The sequence below is a fragment of the Caldimonas caldifontis genome (genome assembly GCF_002930615.1).
GTDB lineage: Bacteria > Pseudomonadota > Gammaproteobacteria > Burkholderiales > Burkholderiaceae_C > Caldimonas > Caldimonas caldifontis.
The window spans coordinates 1-15,703 of record NZ_PSNX01000012.1 but is presented as its reverse complement, the minus strand read 5'-3'; the positions used below and the strand labels follow the sequence as shown (position 1 = coordinate 15,703).

Sequence of the window (15,703 nt, the reverse complement as noted above, 5' to 3'; positions counted from 1 at the left end):
TTCTGTGGAAGCCTTCCTCGTCTCGACCGGCATCGTCGCCCTCGCGGAAATGGGCGACAAGACGCAGCTCCTGTCCTTGCTGCTGGCGGCACGCTACCGGCGGCCCATCCCCATCCTGTTGGGCATCTTCGTGGCCACCGTGGTCAACCACGCCGGGGCGGGTGCACTGGGCGCCTGGATCACCTCGATGGTGGGGCCCGACGTGATGCGCTGGGTGCTGGGCCTGTCCTTCATCGCGATGGCCGTCTGGATGCTCATCCCCGACAAGCTGGACGAGGCCGAAGGAACCCAGCGCGCGCGCTTCGGCGTCTTCGGCACCACGGTGCTGGCCTTCTTCCTCGCCGAGATGGGCGACAAGACCCAGATCGCCACCGTGGCCCTGGCGGCCCAGTACGCGGCTTTCACTGCGGTGGTGCTGGGCACCACGCTGGGCATGATGATCGCGAATGCGCCGGCGGTGCTGCTGGGTGAGCGCATCACCCGCGTGCTGCCCATCCGCCTCATCCATGGCGTGGCAGCGACCATCTTCCTGGCGCTGGGCCTGCTCGCCCTGTTCAACGTGGGCGAGCTGCTCTGATCAGACTTCGGCCAGGCGGCGGCTCAGGTGGGCCAGCGCTTCGTCCACCTGGTCCACCAGGATGAGACACAGGTCACCTGCCTTCAGGTTCGCCAGCGCCGCGTCGATGGCCGCGAACTCGCCGCGGATCTCCTGCACCTCGCGGGTGCGGCTGGCACCTTGCAAGCCCTCGCGCAGCAGGGCCAGAACCTCGCCATCGGCACGGCCGCGCTGGCACTGGTCCTGATACAGCACCACCGTGTCGAACGCTGCACCCAGGATGCGCGTCTGATGGCGGATGTCTTCATCGCGACGATCGCCGGCCCCGCTGATGACCACCGTGCGATGCTTGGCCGGCATGGCCTCGACGGCGCGCACCAACGCGCCCATGGCGTCGGGGTTGTGGCCGTAGTCAGCGATGACGGTGGCCCCGCGCACCGTGAAGACGTTGAAGCGACCGGGCGCGTTGTCTGCATCGTTCTCGAAGGTCAGCAGCCCGGTGCGGATGGCATCCCAGCTGGCACCGGCGGCCCAGGCTGCCGCCACGGCGGCCATGGCGTTCTCGACCTGGAAGCCGATGCTGCCGTTGCGCGTGATCGGCACCTCGGCCAGTGCGAAGCGGTGCTTGACTCCGGCCTGCTCGGCCACGATGTCGCCACGGTCCACGTACACGACGCGGTGGCCCTGCACGCGGTGGGCCGCCATCACGGGATGGAAGCGGTCGGCCGCGAAGTAGGTGACGTGGCCGGGACAGTTGTCGGCCATCGCCACCACGATCGGGTCGGCCGCGTTCAGCACGGCCATGCCGGTGGGCGCAACGTTCTGGACGATGACGCGCTTGAGCACGGCCAGGTCTTCGACGGTGGTGATGTAGTTGAGGCCCAGGTGGTCGCCCTGACCGATGTTGGTGACGACCGCCACCTGGCAGCGGTCGAAGCCCAGGCCTTCGCGCAGGATGCCGCCACGCGCGGTCTCGAACACGGCGGCATCCACGTCCGGGTGCGCCAGCACGTTGCGTGCGCTGCGCGGACCGCTGCAGTCCCCGGTGTCGATGCGCCGACCCTGGATGTAGACGCCATCGGTGTTGGTCATGCCCACACGCCAGCCTTGGCGCGAGAGGATGTGCGCGGTAAGACGTACCACCGTGGTCTTGCCGTTGGTGCCGGTGACGGCCACCACCGGGATGCGGCCGTCCTCGCCAGGCGCGAACATCGTGTCGATGATGGCCTCGCCGACCGGTCGGCCCTTGCCGTAGGAGGGGCTCAGGTGCATGCGCAGGCCCGGCGCGGCATTCACTTCCACCACGCCCCCACCCTGCGCTTCCAGGGGTTGCTGCAGGCTCTCGCACACCACGTCCACCCCGCAGATGTCCAGGCCGATCATGCGCGCAGCATCGATGGCGCGGGCCGCCACCTCGGGGTGGACGTCGTCAGTCACGTCAGTGGCGGTGCCGCCGGTGCTGAGGTTGGCGTTGTTGCGCAGCACCACGCGACGGCCCCTGGGCGGAATGTCGTCGGGCCCGAAGCCCTGCAGGGCCAGGCGGGCCAGAGCGATGTCGTCGATGCGCATGCGCGTGAGCGGTGTGGCATGGCCGTCACCACGGCGCGGGTCGGTGTTGGCCTGGTCCACCAGTTCGCGGATGCTGTGCAGGCCATCTCCGATCACATGCGGCGGGTCGCGCCGGGCCGCTGCCACGAGGCGGTCACCCACCACCAGCAAGCGAAAGTCGTAGCCTGGGATGAAACGCTCGACCAGCACCTCATCGCTGATCGCGCGCGCAGCGTCGTAGGCGATGCGCAGGTGCTCGTCGCTGACGATGTTGACGGTCACGCCCTTGCCCTGGTTGCCGTCGCGGGGTTTCACCACCACGGGCCAGCCGATCTCGGTGGCCGCGCGGCAGGCATCGTCGAAGTCCGTCACCGGCCGGCCCTGGGGCACCGGCACACCGGCTGCCAGCAGGAGTTCCTTGGTGAGTTCCTTGTCCTGCGCGATCGACTCGGCAATCGCCGAGGTGCAGTCCATCTCGGCCGCCTGGATGCGGCGCTGCCGGCTGCCCCAGCCGAACTGCACCAGGCTGCCTTCGGTGAGGCGGCGGTAGGGGATGCCACGCGCCACCGCGGCCTGCACGATGCTGCCGGTGCTGGGGCCCAGGCGCACGTCCTCGTCGAGTTCACGCAGGCGCGCCAGGGCATCGGCCACGTCAAAGGGCATGTCCTGCGACGCCGCCTCGCACAGCGCCTGGGCCAGCTCAAAGGCCAGGCGGCCCACCGGCTCCTCGCTGTACTCCACCACCACCTGGAACACACGCTCCTCGGGGGTGGGGGTGGTGCGGCTGAAGGTCACCGGGCAGCCGGCCTGGGCCTGCAGGCCCAGCGCGGCGGCCGCCAGGGCATGCGCCATTGACACGGCGCCGGTGTGGCCGGTCGAACGCAGTGCACCGATCTCGGGAAAGCGGGCGCGCAGTCGGGCTTCGAAGCCCGGACGGGCCTCGAGGTCGAGTTCGTCGTCGCGCAGGATCACGACCGCCTCGATGGCGGTGCGGCGCGTCCAGAGGTTGGGGCCGCGCAAAGCGCGGATGCGGGAAACGTCCATGGTGCGGGCCTTTTTGTGTGAGGGTCAGGCGGCAGAGGCCAGGGCCGGGCTCTCGACCGGTGCGGCGGCATGGGCCAGCACGGGCAGGGGCGCTGGGGCTGGCGGGGCCGACTGGGTGGCGAAGGTCTTGATGCCGGCGCGGATCAGGTCGATCTCCATGCCCAGGCCCCAGGCCGCGGCCGAAGCAGCCATCACGGCACCGAGCACCGCCTCGGGTTCGTGGTCGTCGAGGACCGGCAGGCAGCGCCACTCGATCAGCACCGTCTCCTTGGCGCCGTGGGCCATGAGCACGCGGTGGCCGCGCAGAAACACTGCCCGGCGGCCGGCTGCCAGGTGGGTTTCGATCACTTCGCGCTGGCCATCGCGGGCATAGAAGATCACGTCGCCGTCACACAGTGACGCCATCTGCGCGGCGAGCAGGTCGTCGGCGTTCAGCACGGCCACGCCTTCGGGCAGCACCACGTCCACCTGGGTGCGCAGCACGGTGTAGAGCTGCTCGTCGTCATGGACATGGTAGGTCGCCAGCGAGGCGGCGCCGGCCACGCCGGTGACGATGCCCACCTGGCAGCGGTCATAGGCCAGGCCGTCGCGCACGATGGCCTCGGGGCCGTTCTCGATCACCGCCGCATCGACCATGCGGTTCATGAGCACGCGCTGGCCGGCAGCCCAGGTGGCGCGGTCGCCCGCCTCGACGCGGCGGCGGTCGATGAAGAGGCCCTCGCCACAGGCCAGGCCCACGTGGCGACCGCCCAGGTGCAGCAGCCAGGCCAGAAAACGCGCCGTGAGCGTGGTGCCCTGGGCGCCCGTGACGCCCACCACCGGCACGCGGCCGGTCTCGCCCTCGGGGAAGAGGTGATCGACGATGGCCTGGCCCACCGGGCGCGGCTCGCCTTCGGCTGGTTTCAGGTGCATCAGCAGCCCCGGTCCGGCATTCACTTCCACGATGGCGCCGCCCTGCTCGGCCAGGGGGCGGGCGATGTCCTCGGCCACCACGTCCACGCCAGCGATGTCCAGGCCCACCACACGCGCCGCGAGGGCCACCATCTCGGCCACCTCCGGGTGCACGCGTTCGGTCACATCGATCGCCAGGTTGCCGTTGCGCTGCACGCGTACCCTCTGGCCCGCGGGGGGCACGGCCTCGGCGGTGTAGCCCTGGCGGGCCAGTTCAAGCACATTGGCCGGCTCGTGCAGGCGCACAATGTCCAGCGGGAAGGCCTCGTCCTCACCCCGGCGCGGGTCACTGTTGACCTGGGTCTCGACGAGCTGGGCCACGGTGGAGCGGCCGTCGCCCGTGACCCAGGCGGCATCGCCCCGCGAGGCGGCCACCACCCGGTTGCCCACCACCAGCAGGCGGTGCTCACCGCCGGGGATGTAGCGTTCCACCAGCACCTCGCTGCCCTCGCGCGCGGCCACGTGGAAGGCGGCCTCGATGTCCTCGCGCCGGCGCAGCTCGATGGAGATGCCGCGGCCATGGTTGGCATCCGAGGGTTTCACCACCACTGGCAGGCCGATCTCCTGCGCGGCCTCCCAGGCGTCTGCCGGATCCCGCGCCACACGGCCTTCGGGCACACACACGCCCGCGGCCGCCAGCAACCGGCGGGTGAGTTCCTTGTCGCTGGCAATGCTCTCGGCGATCGCCGAAGTGCGGTCGGTTTCGGCCGTCCAGATGCGGCGCTGCGCGCGGCCGTAGCCCAGCTGCACGAGGTTGCCCTGGGTCAGGCGGATGGATGGGATCTTGCGATCGGACGCGGCGTCGACGATGCAGGCGGTGCTGGGGCCGAGGCAGCGGCGATCGACCAGCTCGCGCAGGTGGGCCACGGCGGCCGCCACGTCAAAGGGACGGTCCTCGATGGCCGCCATCACCAGGTCACGGGCGGCGACAATCGCGGCGCGGCCGACGTCTTCCTGACGGGCGCGCACGACCACCTTGTAGACGCCCCGGGTGGCGGTGGAGCGGGCCTTGCCGAAGCCGGTGGGCATGCCCGCCAGGGTCTGCAGCTCGATGGCCACATGCTCCATGATGTGGGCCGGCCAGGTCCCTTCGCGCAGGCGCAGCAGGAAGCCCCCGCGTTCGCCCACCCCGCAGCGGTGCTCGATCAGGCCCGGCAGCCAGGCCGAGAGGCGCTCGTAGAAGCCGGGCAAGGTATTGGAGGGATGGTCTTCGAGTTCGCCAATGTCCACCCAGGCCTCCACCACCGGACGGTAGGTCCAGAGGTTGGGCCCGCGAAGATACGCAATCTTCAGGAATTCGATGCTTCTGTGACTCATGGCTTACATCCCGATGTCCCCATACCGCCCGCGAACTCGCGGTTCGTGTCAACCTGCGCGGGGTCTCGCGCGTGAGCTACCCCGAGGGCTGGCATCGTGCCGCCGGGCCTCCACCGCCGCCCGAATCCCTGCACGTCCCCGTCCGTCGGGGTCCTGGACTTCATGAACCCTTCCGTTTCCCTCAGTGCCGGCCCAGCTGCCACCTGGCTCGATGGCCTGCGCCCGGCGCTGGCTCCTGCCGAAAACGTTCTAGCGACGCTGGAGGTTGACCTCGATGCCCAACTTCGGTTCATCCCCCAGCGCCTGGTGCTGACGAACCGGCGGCTGCTGGCCTGGGCTGGCGCCAACACCCCTTGGCAGTCATGGTCTCTGGGCCCCACGCTGGACCTGCGCCTGAGCGACCACGCCGGCGTGGCCCACCTGGCACTGCACGACGCCCAGGGCCGCCTGGGCCTGTGGCACCTGACCCTGGGCCGCCAGCCTGAGGCCCAGGCTTTCGTCCAGAGTTTCCAGACGCAACAGGAAGCAAAGCCGGCCCTGGACAAGGCTGCTCCCTCGCCGGCCGAGGTTGCCGAGACCGAGGAGGCCGACCCCGAGGCGGTGCCCCCCTCCACCTGGACCCTGCTGCGCCTGTGGCGTTTCGCCCGCCCCTATCGCGGCCAGCTGCTGGCCGGCTTCCTCTTGACCCTGGCCTCGACCGCTGCCACCCTGGTGCCGCCCTACCTCACCATGCCGCTGATGGACCGGGTGCTGATCCCCTACCAGAACGGCCAGGCCATCGACACCGGCCTCGTGGGCTGGCTGCTGGCCGGCCTGCTGGTGTCGGCCCTGGCGGCCTGGGGCCTGGGGTGGGCACGCACTTACATCCTGGCGCTGGTGAGCGAGCGCATCGGGGCCGACCTGCGCACCACCACCTACGAGCACCTGCTCAAGCTGTCGCTGGAGTACTTCGGCGGCAAGCGCACCGGCGACCTGATGGCGCGCATCGGCAGCGAGACCGACCGCATCAATGTCTTCCTCTCGCTGCACCTGCTCGACTTCGCCACCGACGTGCTGATGATCGCAATGACGGCGGTCATCCTGTTTTCCATCAACCCCTGGCTGGCGCTGGTCACCCTGCTGCCCCTGCCCTTCATCGCCTGGATGATCCACGTCGTGCGCGACCGGCTGCGCACCGGCTTCGAGAAGATCGACCGGGTCTGGGGCGAGGTCACCAACGTGCTGGCCGACACCATCCCCGGGATCCGCGTGGTCAAGGCCTTCGCCCAGGAAGGCCGCGAGGCGAAGCGATTTCGCGAGGCCAACCGCCACAACCTGGTGGTGAACGACCGGCTCAACCGCGTGTGGTCGCTGTTCACGCCCACGGTCTCGCTGCTCACCGAAATCGGCCTGCTCGTGGTGTGGGCCTTCGGCATCTGGCAGGTCTCGCGCGGCGACATCACCGTGGGCACGCTCACTGCCTTCCTGGCCTACATCGGGCGTTTCTACACCCGGCTCGACTCCATGAGCCGCATCGTCTCGGTCACCCAGAAGGCGGCCGCCGGCGCCAAGCGCATCTTCGACATCCTCGACCATGTCTCCTCCGTGCCCGAGCCGGCGCAGCCCGTACCGCTCACCCAGGTGCAGGGGCGCATCCAGCTCGAGGATGTGGGCTTCCGCTACGGGCACCGACGGGTGATCCAGGGCCTGACCCTGGACATCCGCCCGGGCGAGATGATTGGCCTCGTGGGCCACAGCGGGTCGGGCAAGAGCACGCTGGTGAACCTGATCTGCCGCTTCCACGACGTGAGCGAGGGCGCCATCCGCGTGGACGGCATCGACATCCGCCAGGTGGCCGTGGCCGACTGGCGCCGCCACATCGGCCTGGTGCTGCAGGAACCCTTTCTCTTCTTCGGCACCATCGCCGAGAACATCGCCTATGGCAAGCCCGAGGCCACGCGCGCCGAGATCGTGGCTGCCGCCCGCGCCGCCCACGCCCATGAGTTCATCCTGCGCCTGCCCCAGGGCTACGACTCGCTGGTGGGCGAGCGCGGCCAGGGCCTGTCGGGCGGCGAGCGCCAGCGCATCTCGATCGCGCGCGCCCTGTTGATCGACCCGCGCCTGCTCATCCTCGACGAGGCGACCTCGGCGGTGGACACCGAAACCGAGCAGGAGATCCAGAAGGCCCTGGACAACCTGGTGCAGGGCCGCACGACGATTGCCATTGCCCACCGCCTGTCCACCCTGCGCAAGGCGGACCGCCTGGTCGTGATGGACCGCGGCGAGATCGTCGAGGTGGGCCCGCACGAAGAACTGATGGAACGCCGCGGCGCCTACTGGCGCCTGTACGAAGCCCAGGCGCGCAACGTGGACAGCGAGGGCAGCCCGCCCGAGACCTGGCACGACCAGCTCGCCCGCAGCGCCTGAAGGAAGTCCGTGCCATGACCAACTTCCAGCTCCACCGCAACCCGCACGGCCAGCTCGTCTGCACCGACGCTCACGGCCAGGTGCATGTGGGCATCGTGCCCGTGCGTGCGTTTCCGATCACCGCGCCGGACGAAGGCCTGTCGCTGGTGGCCCCTGAAGGCCATGAGGTCGCCTGGATCGACCGGCTGCAGGCTCTGGCGGAGCCCACGCGCGCACTGATCGAGGAAGAACTCGCACAACGCGAGTTCATGCCCGAGATCATGCGGCTCGTGGCGGTTTCCAGCTTCGCCACGCCCAGCACCTGGCAGGTCGAGACCGACCGCGGGCCGACGCAGCTCGTGCTCAAGGGGGAGGAGGACATCCGGCGCCTGCCCGGCGGCCGCCTCCTGATCGCCGACCGCGCCGGGGTGAGCTTCCTCATCCGCGATCCGGCGGCGCTGGATCGCTCCAGCCGCCGCCTGCTGGATCGTTTTCTCTGATCAGGCGCGGGCCTGGGCGAGCGCCTCTCGTTCACCGGGCAGCGGTGCACGCCGGCCCCACAGGCCGATCACGACCTGCCAGGCCATCGCCACCGCGCCGACGATGAAGACCACGTCGCCGAAGGTGCGCACCCAGCGCAGCGTCTCCAGGAAGGGCTGCTGCAGGAAGGCTTCGCTGCGCGCATACCACAGGCCTTCGCTCACGCTGGCGTGAAACTGGAACAGGCCGATGGGCAACAGGCTGGTGGCGATCATCAGCACGAGGCCAGCGTTGAGCCACCAGAAGCCGGTCTTCATCAGGCCCTCGCTGAACACCAGTTGCGGTCGCACATAGCGCAGCACCAGCAGCGTGAAGCCCAGCGCCAGGAAGCCATAGACCCCGAAGAGCGCCGCATGGGCATGCACCGGCGTGGTGTTCAGGCCCTGCACGTAGTACAGCGAGATCGGCGGGTTGATCATGAAGCCGAAGACGCCCGCGCCCAGCATGTTCCAGAAAGCCACGGCCACGAAGCACATCAGCGGCCACTTGAGCTTGTCCATCCAGGCCGCCCGAGCCTTCAGGCGCCAATGCTCCCAGGCCTCGTAGCCCAGCACCACCAGCGGCACCACTTCCAGCGCGCTGAACGCCGCACCCACGGCCATCACCGGCGTGGTGGTGCCCGAGAAGTAGAGGTGGTGGAAGGTGCCCGGCACGCCGCCCAGCATGAAAAGCGAGGCCGAGGCCAGGCTGGCCGTGGTGGCCATGCGCACCGACACCAGACCGAGCGTCGAGAAGATGAAGGCCAGCGCCGTGGTTGCAAAGACCTCGAAGAAGCCCTCCACCCACAGGTGCACCACCCACCAGCGCCAGTACTCCATCACCGACAGGTGGGTGCGCTCGCCATAGAAGAAGCCTGCCCCGTAGAAGAGGCCGATGGCCACGACCGAGGCCGTCAGCAGCGCCAGCAGGTTCTTGTCGCCGGGCCGGCGCAAGGCCGGCACGATGCCGCGCAGCATCAGCACCAGCCAGAAGGCCACGCCCGCAAACTTGCCGATCTGCCACAGGCGGCCCAGGTCCACGTATTCATAGCCCTGATGGCCCAGCCAGAAGCTCCACTCGGACGGCATGATCTGCGCGATCGCAAAGTAGTTGCCGGCGAACGAGCCGACCACCACGACCACCAGCGCCCAGAAGAGGATGTCCACACCGAGCTTCTGGTACTTCGGGTCCTTGCCCCCATGGATCAGCGGCGCCAGGAAGAGGCCCGCCGCCAGGAAGCCGGTGGCGATCCAGAACAGCGCACTCTGGATGTGCCAGGTGCGCACCAGGCTGTAGGGGAACCACTTCGACACCTCGATGCCATAGAAGGCCTGGCCTTCCACGGTGTAGTGCGCGGTGAAGCCGCCCAGGAAGACCTGGAAGACGAAGAGCGCCACCACAAGGAAGAGGTACTTGCCCAGCGCCCGTTGCGACGGCGTGAGCCCGAAGCGCGCGAGCGGATCGGCCTTCGGCACCTCGGGTTCTTCCTCGTCCTGCTGGCGCAGGAAGGCCCAGGCCCACACCAGGAAGCCCACCCCGGCGATCAGCAGCACCACGCTCACGATCGACCACACCAGGTTCTCGGCCGTCGGGCGGTTGTCGATCAGCGGTTCGTGCGGCCAGTTGTTGGTGTAGGTCGCCTCCGAGCCGGGGCGTTCGGTCGAGGCCACCCAGGCCGTCCAGAAGAAGAAGGCCGCCAGCTTGTCGCGCCGCTCGGCGCTGGGCAGGGTGTTCTCCTTCATCGCGTAGCTCTCGCGCGTGCCCTGCAGGCTCGGATGGTCACTGAACAGGCGGTCGTAGTAGGACGCGGTTTGCGCCATCGCCCGGGCGCGGCGCTCCGAGACCGTCACCGTCGCGCTCGCCTCGTCGAAGGTGTTGCGCCGGTACTCGGCCTTCAACGCGGCCTGCAGACCGGCCCGTGCAGTCGCATCGAGCCGCCCGTACGGCTGCCCGTGCAGCTCCTGCGCCGCCAGCTCCAGCCAGGCCAGCAGCTCGCGGTGCAGCCAGTCGGCGCTCCAGTCGGGCGCCTGGTAGGCCCCATGGCCCCAGACCGAGCCGAGCTGCATCCCGCCCACCGATTGCCAGGCGGTCTGGCCGTCGAGGATGTCGTCCTTCGAATACAGGCGCTCACCGGAGTCGGTGACCACATGCTGCGGGATCGGCGGCGCGGCGCGGTAGACCTCAGCCCCGTAGAAGCCCAGCAAGGAGAAGGTGATGGCCAGCACGCCGATCAGCGTGAACCACAGGCGGCGGTACTCACGCATGGCTCGCCTCCGTGGCGCGCACCGGGTTCAGGCCCTCGAAGAGGATGTTGTTCTCAAGGTGGATGTGCTCCATCAGTTCCTCGCGCAGCGTGGCCAGGCCCAGGTAGAGCGCGCGCCAGGTGTTGCAGGCCCCGCGCGGCAGCGTGATGCCGTCGGTCAGCTCCTCCAGCCTGCGCAGCTCCTCGCCGTGCTGGTCGTGTTCGCCACGCATCACCGCGATCGGGCCGCCGGCCATGCCTCCCATGCCGTGCATGAGCATCGGGAAGAGCACCTGCTCTTCCTTGAGCATGTGGCTTTCCAGCTCCTGCTGCATGGCCTCCAGGTGGTCGGCCAGGCCGCGCGGGCATTCGGGACGGTCACCGTGGACCTGCTCCACGCGGCGCGCCAGGCGGATCAGCTCGGGCACCTGCTCGCGCAGCCGGGCGTGGTAGCGGTTCAGGATGTGGTCGATCAGGACGTGCACCGGCACGCGCGTCCAGTCGCGCCCATCACCGGCCTCGATCCCCCGGAGCGCCTCCAGCCTCGCGGCAATGGCCTGTGCATCCAGCCCCTTGCCGGCCGCCGCCTCGCGCAGGCTGTGCTTGCCGCCGCAGCAGAAGTCGAGCTGGAAATCGTGGAAGACCTGGGTGGCGCCCGGCAAGGTGCGGGCCAGCTGGCCCAGGGGTTGGTCGATCAGGGAGGTGGTGGGCATGGTGTCGCTCCGTGGGTTGAACTGCCCACCCTTGTGCAAAGCCCGGACCCGCCCTTCGCCCTCGAAGGATCAAGGACTTGCCTGCAATAATGGTAATTATCACCATAAACTAGAAAGGTGTTTACTACCATTAAAAGGTTGTATCAACCATGATGGAAGCGCTCCTGCTCGCCGATCTGGTGGCCGAACTGCCGGCCGCCGTGCGCCTGCAGCGGCTGGTCGCGACCCTGCGCCGCCACTTCCGCTGCGGCGCCGTCGCCCTGCTGCGGCTGGAAGGCGATCACCTGCGCCCGGTGGCGGTGGACGGCCTGGTGCGCGAGGCCCTGGGCCGACGCTTTGCGGTGAGCCAGCATCCCCGCCTGGCCACCATCCTGGCCCGGCGCGAGGTCACCAGCTTCGACCACGACAGCACCCTGCCCGACCCCTACGACGGCCTGGTGGACAGCCAGGTGGGCGAGCCCCTGCCGGTGCACGACTGCATGGGCCTGAGCCTGCATGTGGAGGGCCGCACCTGGGGCGCCCTCACCCTCGATGCCCTGCAGACCGGCACCTTCGATGCCGCTGCGCGCGAGGCCCTGGCGCGCTATGGCCTGCTCGTGGAAGCCGCCGTGCGCATCACCCGGCTGGAGCAGGACAACCAGGCCCTGCGCCTGTCGCGCACACCCGGCCCGGAGTCCGACGACGGCACCCCGGCCCGCGACGACGCCGAGATCATCGGCCAGAGCGCCGCCTTGCAAACCCTGCTGCACGAGCTGCAGGTGGTGGCCGAGTCCGATCTGCCCGTGCTGCTGCTCGGCGAGACCGGTGTGGGCAAGGAGCTCTTCGCGCGCCGCCTGCACCGCCTGTCGCGCCGGCGCGAGAAGCCGTTGGTGCATGTGAACTGCGCGGCGCTGCCCGAGTCGCTGGCGGAGAGCGAACTCTTCGGCCATGCGCGCGGCGCCTTCTCCGGTGCCACCACCGACCGCCCCGGCCGCTTCGAGGCCGCCGACGGGGGCACCCTCTTCCTCGACGAGGTGGGCGAGTTGCCCCTCACCGTGCAGGCCAAGCTGTTGCGCGCGCTGCAGAACGGCGAGATCCAGCGCCTGGGCACCGACCGACCGCGCCGCGTGGACGTGCGCATCATCGCGGCCACCAACCGCCAGCTGCGCGACCAGGTGCGCGAGGGTCATTTCCGCGCCGACCTCTACCATCGGCTTTCGGTCTACCCGGTGCCCATCCCGCCCCTGCGGGATCGCGAGCAGGACGTGCTGCTGCTTGCCGGCCGCTTCCTCGAACTGAACCGCGCACGCCTGGGTCTGCGCAGCCTGCGCCTCACCCCCGCGGCCGAGGACGCCCTGCTGCGCTACCCCTGGCCCGGCAACGTGCGCGAACTCGAGCACGTGATCGGCCGCGCCGCGCTCAAGGCCGTGAGCCGTGGCGCGGCCCGCCAGGACATCGTGAGCCTGCCGCCCGAACTGCTCGACCTCGACGGTCCCTCCCCGACCGCCCCCGTGGGCGCCATCGCGCCTGCCTCGATCCCCCATGGGCCTGTCCTGCCCCTGCGTGAGGCCGTCGATGCCTTCCAGCGTGAGCAGATCGCACGCGCCCTGCAACTCCACGACGGGCAGTGGGCCGCAGCCGCACGCGCCCTGGGCCTGGATGCGAGCAACCTGCACAAGCTCGCCCGCCGCCTGGGGATGAAGTGAGCCCCACGCGCCAGCCCGCTACCATCGGCCCACGCCCGCACCTCCACCCCGCCGATGATCCGACACACCCGCCTCCTGCTCTGGCGCACGCTGGCCGGCGTGTCGCTGCTGCTGGGGTTGATCGGCGCGGTGCTGCCGGTGCTGCCCACCGTGCCCTTCCTGCTGCTGTCGGCCTGGGCCGCCGGGCGCGGCTGGCCCAGCCTGGAGGCCCGGCTGCTGGCCCATCCAACGTACGGCCCCGCCATCCGCCAATGGCGTGAGCGCGGTGCCGTACCACGCCAGGCCAAGTGGCTGGCCTCGGTGATGATGCTGGGCAGTGCCATCATGCTCTGGTGGAGCCCCGTTGCGCCCTGGGTGCGAGCGGCGGTCTATCTCCTGCTGCTGGGCGTGGCCCTGTGGCTGTGGCGCCGGCCCGAGGACTGACGGCACCTGCTTGATCCCCCTCTGGGCAGTCGGCGGCTTCTGGGGTAGAAAGAACGCACACCCACAACATCCGGGAGAGTGCCATGAAGATCCTGCTGCCGGTCGACGGCTCCGAACTCTCGCTGTGGGCCGTGCGCCATGCCATCGGCCTCGCGCGTGCCGGTCTCCAGGCCCGCTTCGTGCTGGCCAATGTGCAGGAGCCACCTTCACTCTACGAGGTGGTCACGGTGCACGATGCCGAAGTGCTCGAAGGCGTGGCAGAAGGCGCAGGCCGCCACGCCCTGGAAGCGGCGGAAGCGCTGCTGCGCGAGGCCGGTCTGCCCTTCGAGAGCGAAATCGCTGGAGGCGACCCGGCCCATGCCTTGATCGAACTGGCCGAGGCCCACGGCTGCGATGCCATCGTCATGGGCGCCCGCGGCGTCGGCGCCCTGCGGGCCGGTCTTTTCGGGTCCGTCTCCCGCGCGGTGCTCGACGACGCGCCGGTACCCGTCACCATCGTCAAACCACCGGAACCCGACGCGGCCGCCGAGGCACTGGACGAGCCTGGCGTGGACTGATCCACGTGCCGTCACCCCCCAAAGCGCCTGCCGTCCAGGTCTGGCCGATCCGCCTGATCATCGCAGCGGTGGTGGTGCTGTGCATGCTGCTGCTGGCCGTCGCCGTGCTGACGCTGGGGCACTACAGCTCGCGCCAGAACGCCATCGCCAACGCCGCCCGGACCGCCCAGGATGCTGGCCGCCTGATCACCGAGCAGGCCCGACGCATGCTCGAGCCGGCGCAGTCCACGCTGCGTCATCTGAGCTTCGACCCGATCGCCCGGGCCGGCAGCCTCGACGAGCGATTGGACCGGCTGCCGGTGCTCCTGGCGGAACTCTCCGCCAACCGCCTGCTGTCGTCCCTCTTCGTCGGCTACGACAACGGCGACTTCATCCTGGCGCGCCCGCTCGACCGCGCCGAGGTGCAGCGCTCCGTGCAAGCCCCGGCGCAGGCCGCGTTTCTCGTGCAGTCGATGACGCTGCAGCCCGACGGCACGCGAAGGGGCGAGTACCTCTTCTTCACCGACGACCAGCGGCTGGCAGAGCGTCGGCTCCAACCCGACTACCGCTTCGACCCGCGCACCCGCCCCTGGTATGACGCGGCCGTCGCCACGGCGGCGCCGGTCCAATCACTGCCGTATGTCTTCTTCACCACACGCCAGGTCGGCTTGACGCTGAGCCAGCGCAGCGTGGCTGGCGGGTCGGTGATCGGCATCGACGTCGTGCTCGACGACCTTGCCGACCGTCTGGCCGAACTGCGTGTCACCCCCGGCACCCGGATGGCCCTGGTCACCGCCCGGCAGGAGGTCCTCGCCCACCCCGACATGACCCGCGTCCTGAGGGTCGACGGCGAGAGCATCACGCTGAAGAGCCTTTCCGAACTCGACGAGCCCGCCCTTGCGGAGTTGGCACGGCAGACGGGCCCGGGCAACCCAATCGTCCAGTACAGCACGGCGCACGAGGACTGGCTGGGGGTATCGCTGGACTTCGACGTCTGGCAGACCCAGGGCACGCAGCTGCTGGTGGCCATGCCCAACGCCGAACTCGTGGGCGAGAGTGAACGACGCCGCCTCCAGATGATGGCCATGATGGCTGCCGTGGCCGCCCTGCTGCTGCCGGTGGGGTGGAAGGCGGGTGCCTCGATCGGGCGCAACCTCGATCGACTCTCCCGGCGGGCCGAACGCATCGGTCGTTTCGAATTTGCCGATGTGCACCGCCGCAAGCCCAGCTGGATCCGCGAAGTCAACGACCTGTCGCGCGCCATGGACGGCATGGGGGCCACCATCGACAGCTTCCTGCGCATCAGCGAGACCATGGCCCACGAGCCCCAGGTCGAACGCATGCTGGAGCAGGTGCTGCAGCAGTTCGTGGACGCCACCCGCTGCGGCGGTGGCGCTGTCTACCTCCTTGACGCGGCCCAGGGCCGCATGGTGCTCAGCGCATCCGCCGGCGCCCTGCCGTCATCGCCGGGCGAAGACTTCGTCTACTCGGCGAATCGGGACACCAGCGAATCGACCCAGGGTCGCATGACGCTGGAACTGCGTGGGCGCACCGGCCAGCTCGAAGGCCTGCTCATCCTGCATCACGACGGCGACGACGCGGACGGGGACGAGAGCTTCACGGCTTTCGCCCGGCGGCTCTCCAGCATGCTGGCCTTGTCCATCGAGACGCGGCAGCTGATCGAGTCCCAGAAGAGGCTGCTAGGGCCTGTTAACACATCCGCAGTCCATCAGCGACGAGAACGAAGGTGATGAAGCCGAGGAACATGATGTCGAGCTTTTCGA

General features: G+C 69.5%; 11 protein-coding genes. 7 read left to right on the top strand and 4 right to left on the bottom strand.

The window, feature by feature from the left end; genetic code table 11:
* Nucleotides 1–4: 4 nt before the first annotated feature.
* Nucleotides 5–577 carry a TMEM165/GDT1 family protein gene (locus tag C1704_RS13185; protein WP_104303203.1) on the top strand — a complete coding sequence of 191 codons (573 nt, stop codon included), beginning with the start codon at nucleotides 5–7 and terminating at the stop codon, nucleotides 575–577.
* Here C1704_RS13185 and cphA read toward each other — a convergent pair whose 3' ends face one another.
* Nucleotides 578–3,148 (bottom strand): cyanophycin synthetase, encoded by a 2,571-nt coding sequence (gene cphA, locus C1704_RS13180; protein ID WP_104303202.1) that lies wholly within the window; start codon nucleotides 3,146–3,148, stop codon nucleotides 578–580.
* A gap of 24 nt (nucleotides 3,149–3,172) precedes the next feature.
* Nucleotides 3,173–5,416, bottom strand: coding sequence for a cyanophycin synthetase (locus C1704_RS13175; protein ID WP_170064697.1), 2,244 nt, complete (start codon nucleotides 5,414–5,416; stop codon nucleotides 3,173–3,175).
* Between the two features lie 162 nt (nucleotides 5,417–5,578).
* Between C1704_RS13175 and C1704_RS13170 the strand changes: the two genes are divergently transcribed.
* Both C1704_RS13170 and C1704_RS13165 read left to right on the top strand, forming a co-directional pair.
* Entirely contained in the window at nucleotides 5,579–7,822 is a 2,244-nt protein-coding gene (locus C1704_RS13170) for a cyanophycin metabolism-associated ABC transporter (protein ID WP_104303201.1), read from the top strand.
* 14 nt (nucleotides 7,823–7,836) lie between these two features.
* On the top strand, nucleotides 7,837–8,301 hold the full coding sequence (locus tag C1704_RS13165; RefSeq protein WP_104303200.1) for a cyanophycin metabolism-associated DUF1854 family protein: 465 nt from the start codon (nucleotides 7,837–7,839) through the stop codon (nucleotides 8,299–8,301).
* Here C1704_RS13165 and C1704_RS13160 read toward each other — a convergent pair whose 3' ends face one another.
* Together C1704_RS13160 and ytfE are read right to left on the bottom strand one after the other, a co-directional pair.
* Nucleotides 8,302–10,584, bottom strand: a complete 2,283-nt coding sequence (locus C1704_RS13160; RefSeq protein WP_104303199.1) for a nitric-oxide reductase large subunit — start codon at nucleotides 10,582–10,584, stop codon at nucleotides 8,302–8,304.
* Entirely contained in the window at nucleotides 10,577–11,275 is a 699-nt protein-coding gene (gene ytfE, locus C1704_RS13155; protein ID WP_104303198.1) for an iron-sulfur cluster repair protein YtfE, read from the bottom strand. Before ytfE ends, C1704_RS13160 begins: the two co-directional genes overlap by 8 nt.
* 149 nt (nucleotides 11,276–11,424) lie before the next feature.
* On the opposite strand from ytfE, the gene norR reads away from it, so the two are divergent.
* From norR to C1704_RS13135, 4 genes are all read left to right on the top strand, one after another.
* Nucleotides 11,425–12,960, top strand: coding sequence for a nitric oxide reductase transcriptional regulator NorR (gene norR, locus C1704_RS13150; protein ID WP_104303197.1), 1,536 nt, complete (start codon nucleotides 11,425–11,427; stop codon nucleotides 12,958–12,960).
* Between the two features lie 54 nt (nucleotides 12,961–13,014).
* On the top strand, nucleotides 13,015–13,383 hold the full coding sequence (locus tag C1704_RS13145) for a YbaN family protein (protein WP_104303196.1): 369 nt from the start codon (nucleotides 13,015–13,017) through the stop codon (nucleotides 13,381–13,383).
* 83 nt (nucleotides 13,384–13,466) lie between these two features.
* On the top strand, nucleotides 13,467–13,940 hold the full coding sequence (locus C1704_RS13140; protein WP_104303195.1) for a universal stress protein: 474 nt from the start codon (nucleotides 13,467–13,469) through the stop codon (nucleotides 13,938–13,940).
* A gap of 5 nt (nucleotides 13,941–13,945) precedes the next feature.
* Nucleotides 13,946–15,670, top strand: coding sequence for a cache domain-containing protein (locus C1704_RS13135; RefSeq protein ID WP_104303194.1), 1,725 nt, complete (start codon nucleotides 13,946–13,948; stop codon nucleotides 15,668–15,670).
* The last annotated feature ends 33 nt before the right edge of the window (nucleotides 15,671–15,703 follow it).

Coding starts and splice junctions, on each gene's coding strand:
- C1704_RS13175 (WP_170064697.1), bottom strand. CDS start 5,416: ATGAGTCACAGAAGCATCGAATTCCTGAAGATTGCGTATCTTCGCGGG.
- ytfE (WP_104303198.1), bottom strand. CDS start 11,275: ATGCCCACCACCTCCCTGATCGACCAACCCCTGGGCCAGCTGGCCCGC.
- norR (WP_104303197.1), top strand. CDS start 11,425: ATGATGGAAGCGCTCCTGCTCGCCGATCTGGTGGCCGAACTGCCGGCC.
- C1704_RS13145 (WP_104303196.1), top strand. CDS start 13,015: ATGATCCGACACACCCGCCTCCTGCTCTGGCGCACGCTGGCCGGCGTG.
- C1704_RS13165 (WP_104303200.1), top strand. CDS start 7,837: ATGACCAACTTCCAGCTCCACCGCAACCCGCACGGCCAGCTCGTCTGC.
- C1704_RS13160 (WP_104303199.1), bottom strand. CDS start 10,584: ATGCGTGAGTACCGCCGCCTGTGGTTCACGCTGATCGGCGTGCTGGCC.
- cphA (WP_104303202.1), bottom strand. CDS start 3,148: ATGGACGTTTCCCGCATCCGCGCTTTGCGCGGCCCCAACCTCTGGACG.
- C1704_RS13170 (WP_104303201.1), top strand. CDS start 5,579: ATGAACCCTTCCGTTTCCCTCAGTGCCGGCCCAGCTGCCACCTGGCTC.
- C1704_RS13140 (WP_104303195.1), top strand. CDS start 13,467: ATGAAGATCCTGCTGCCGGTCGACGGCTCCGAACTCTCGCTGTGGGCC.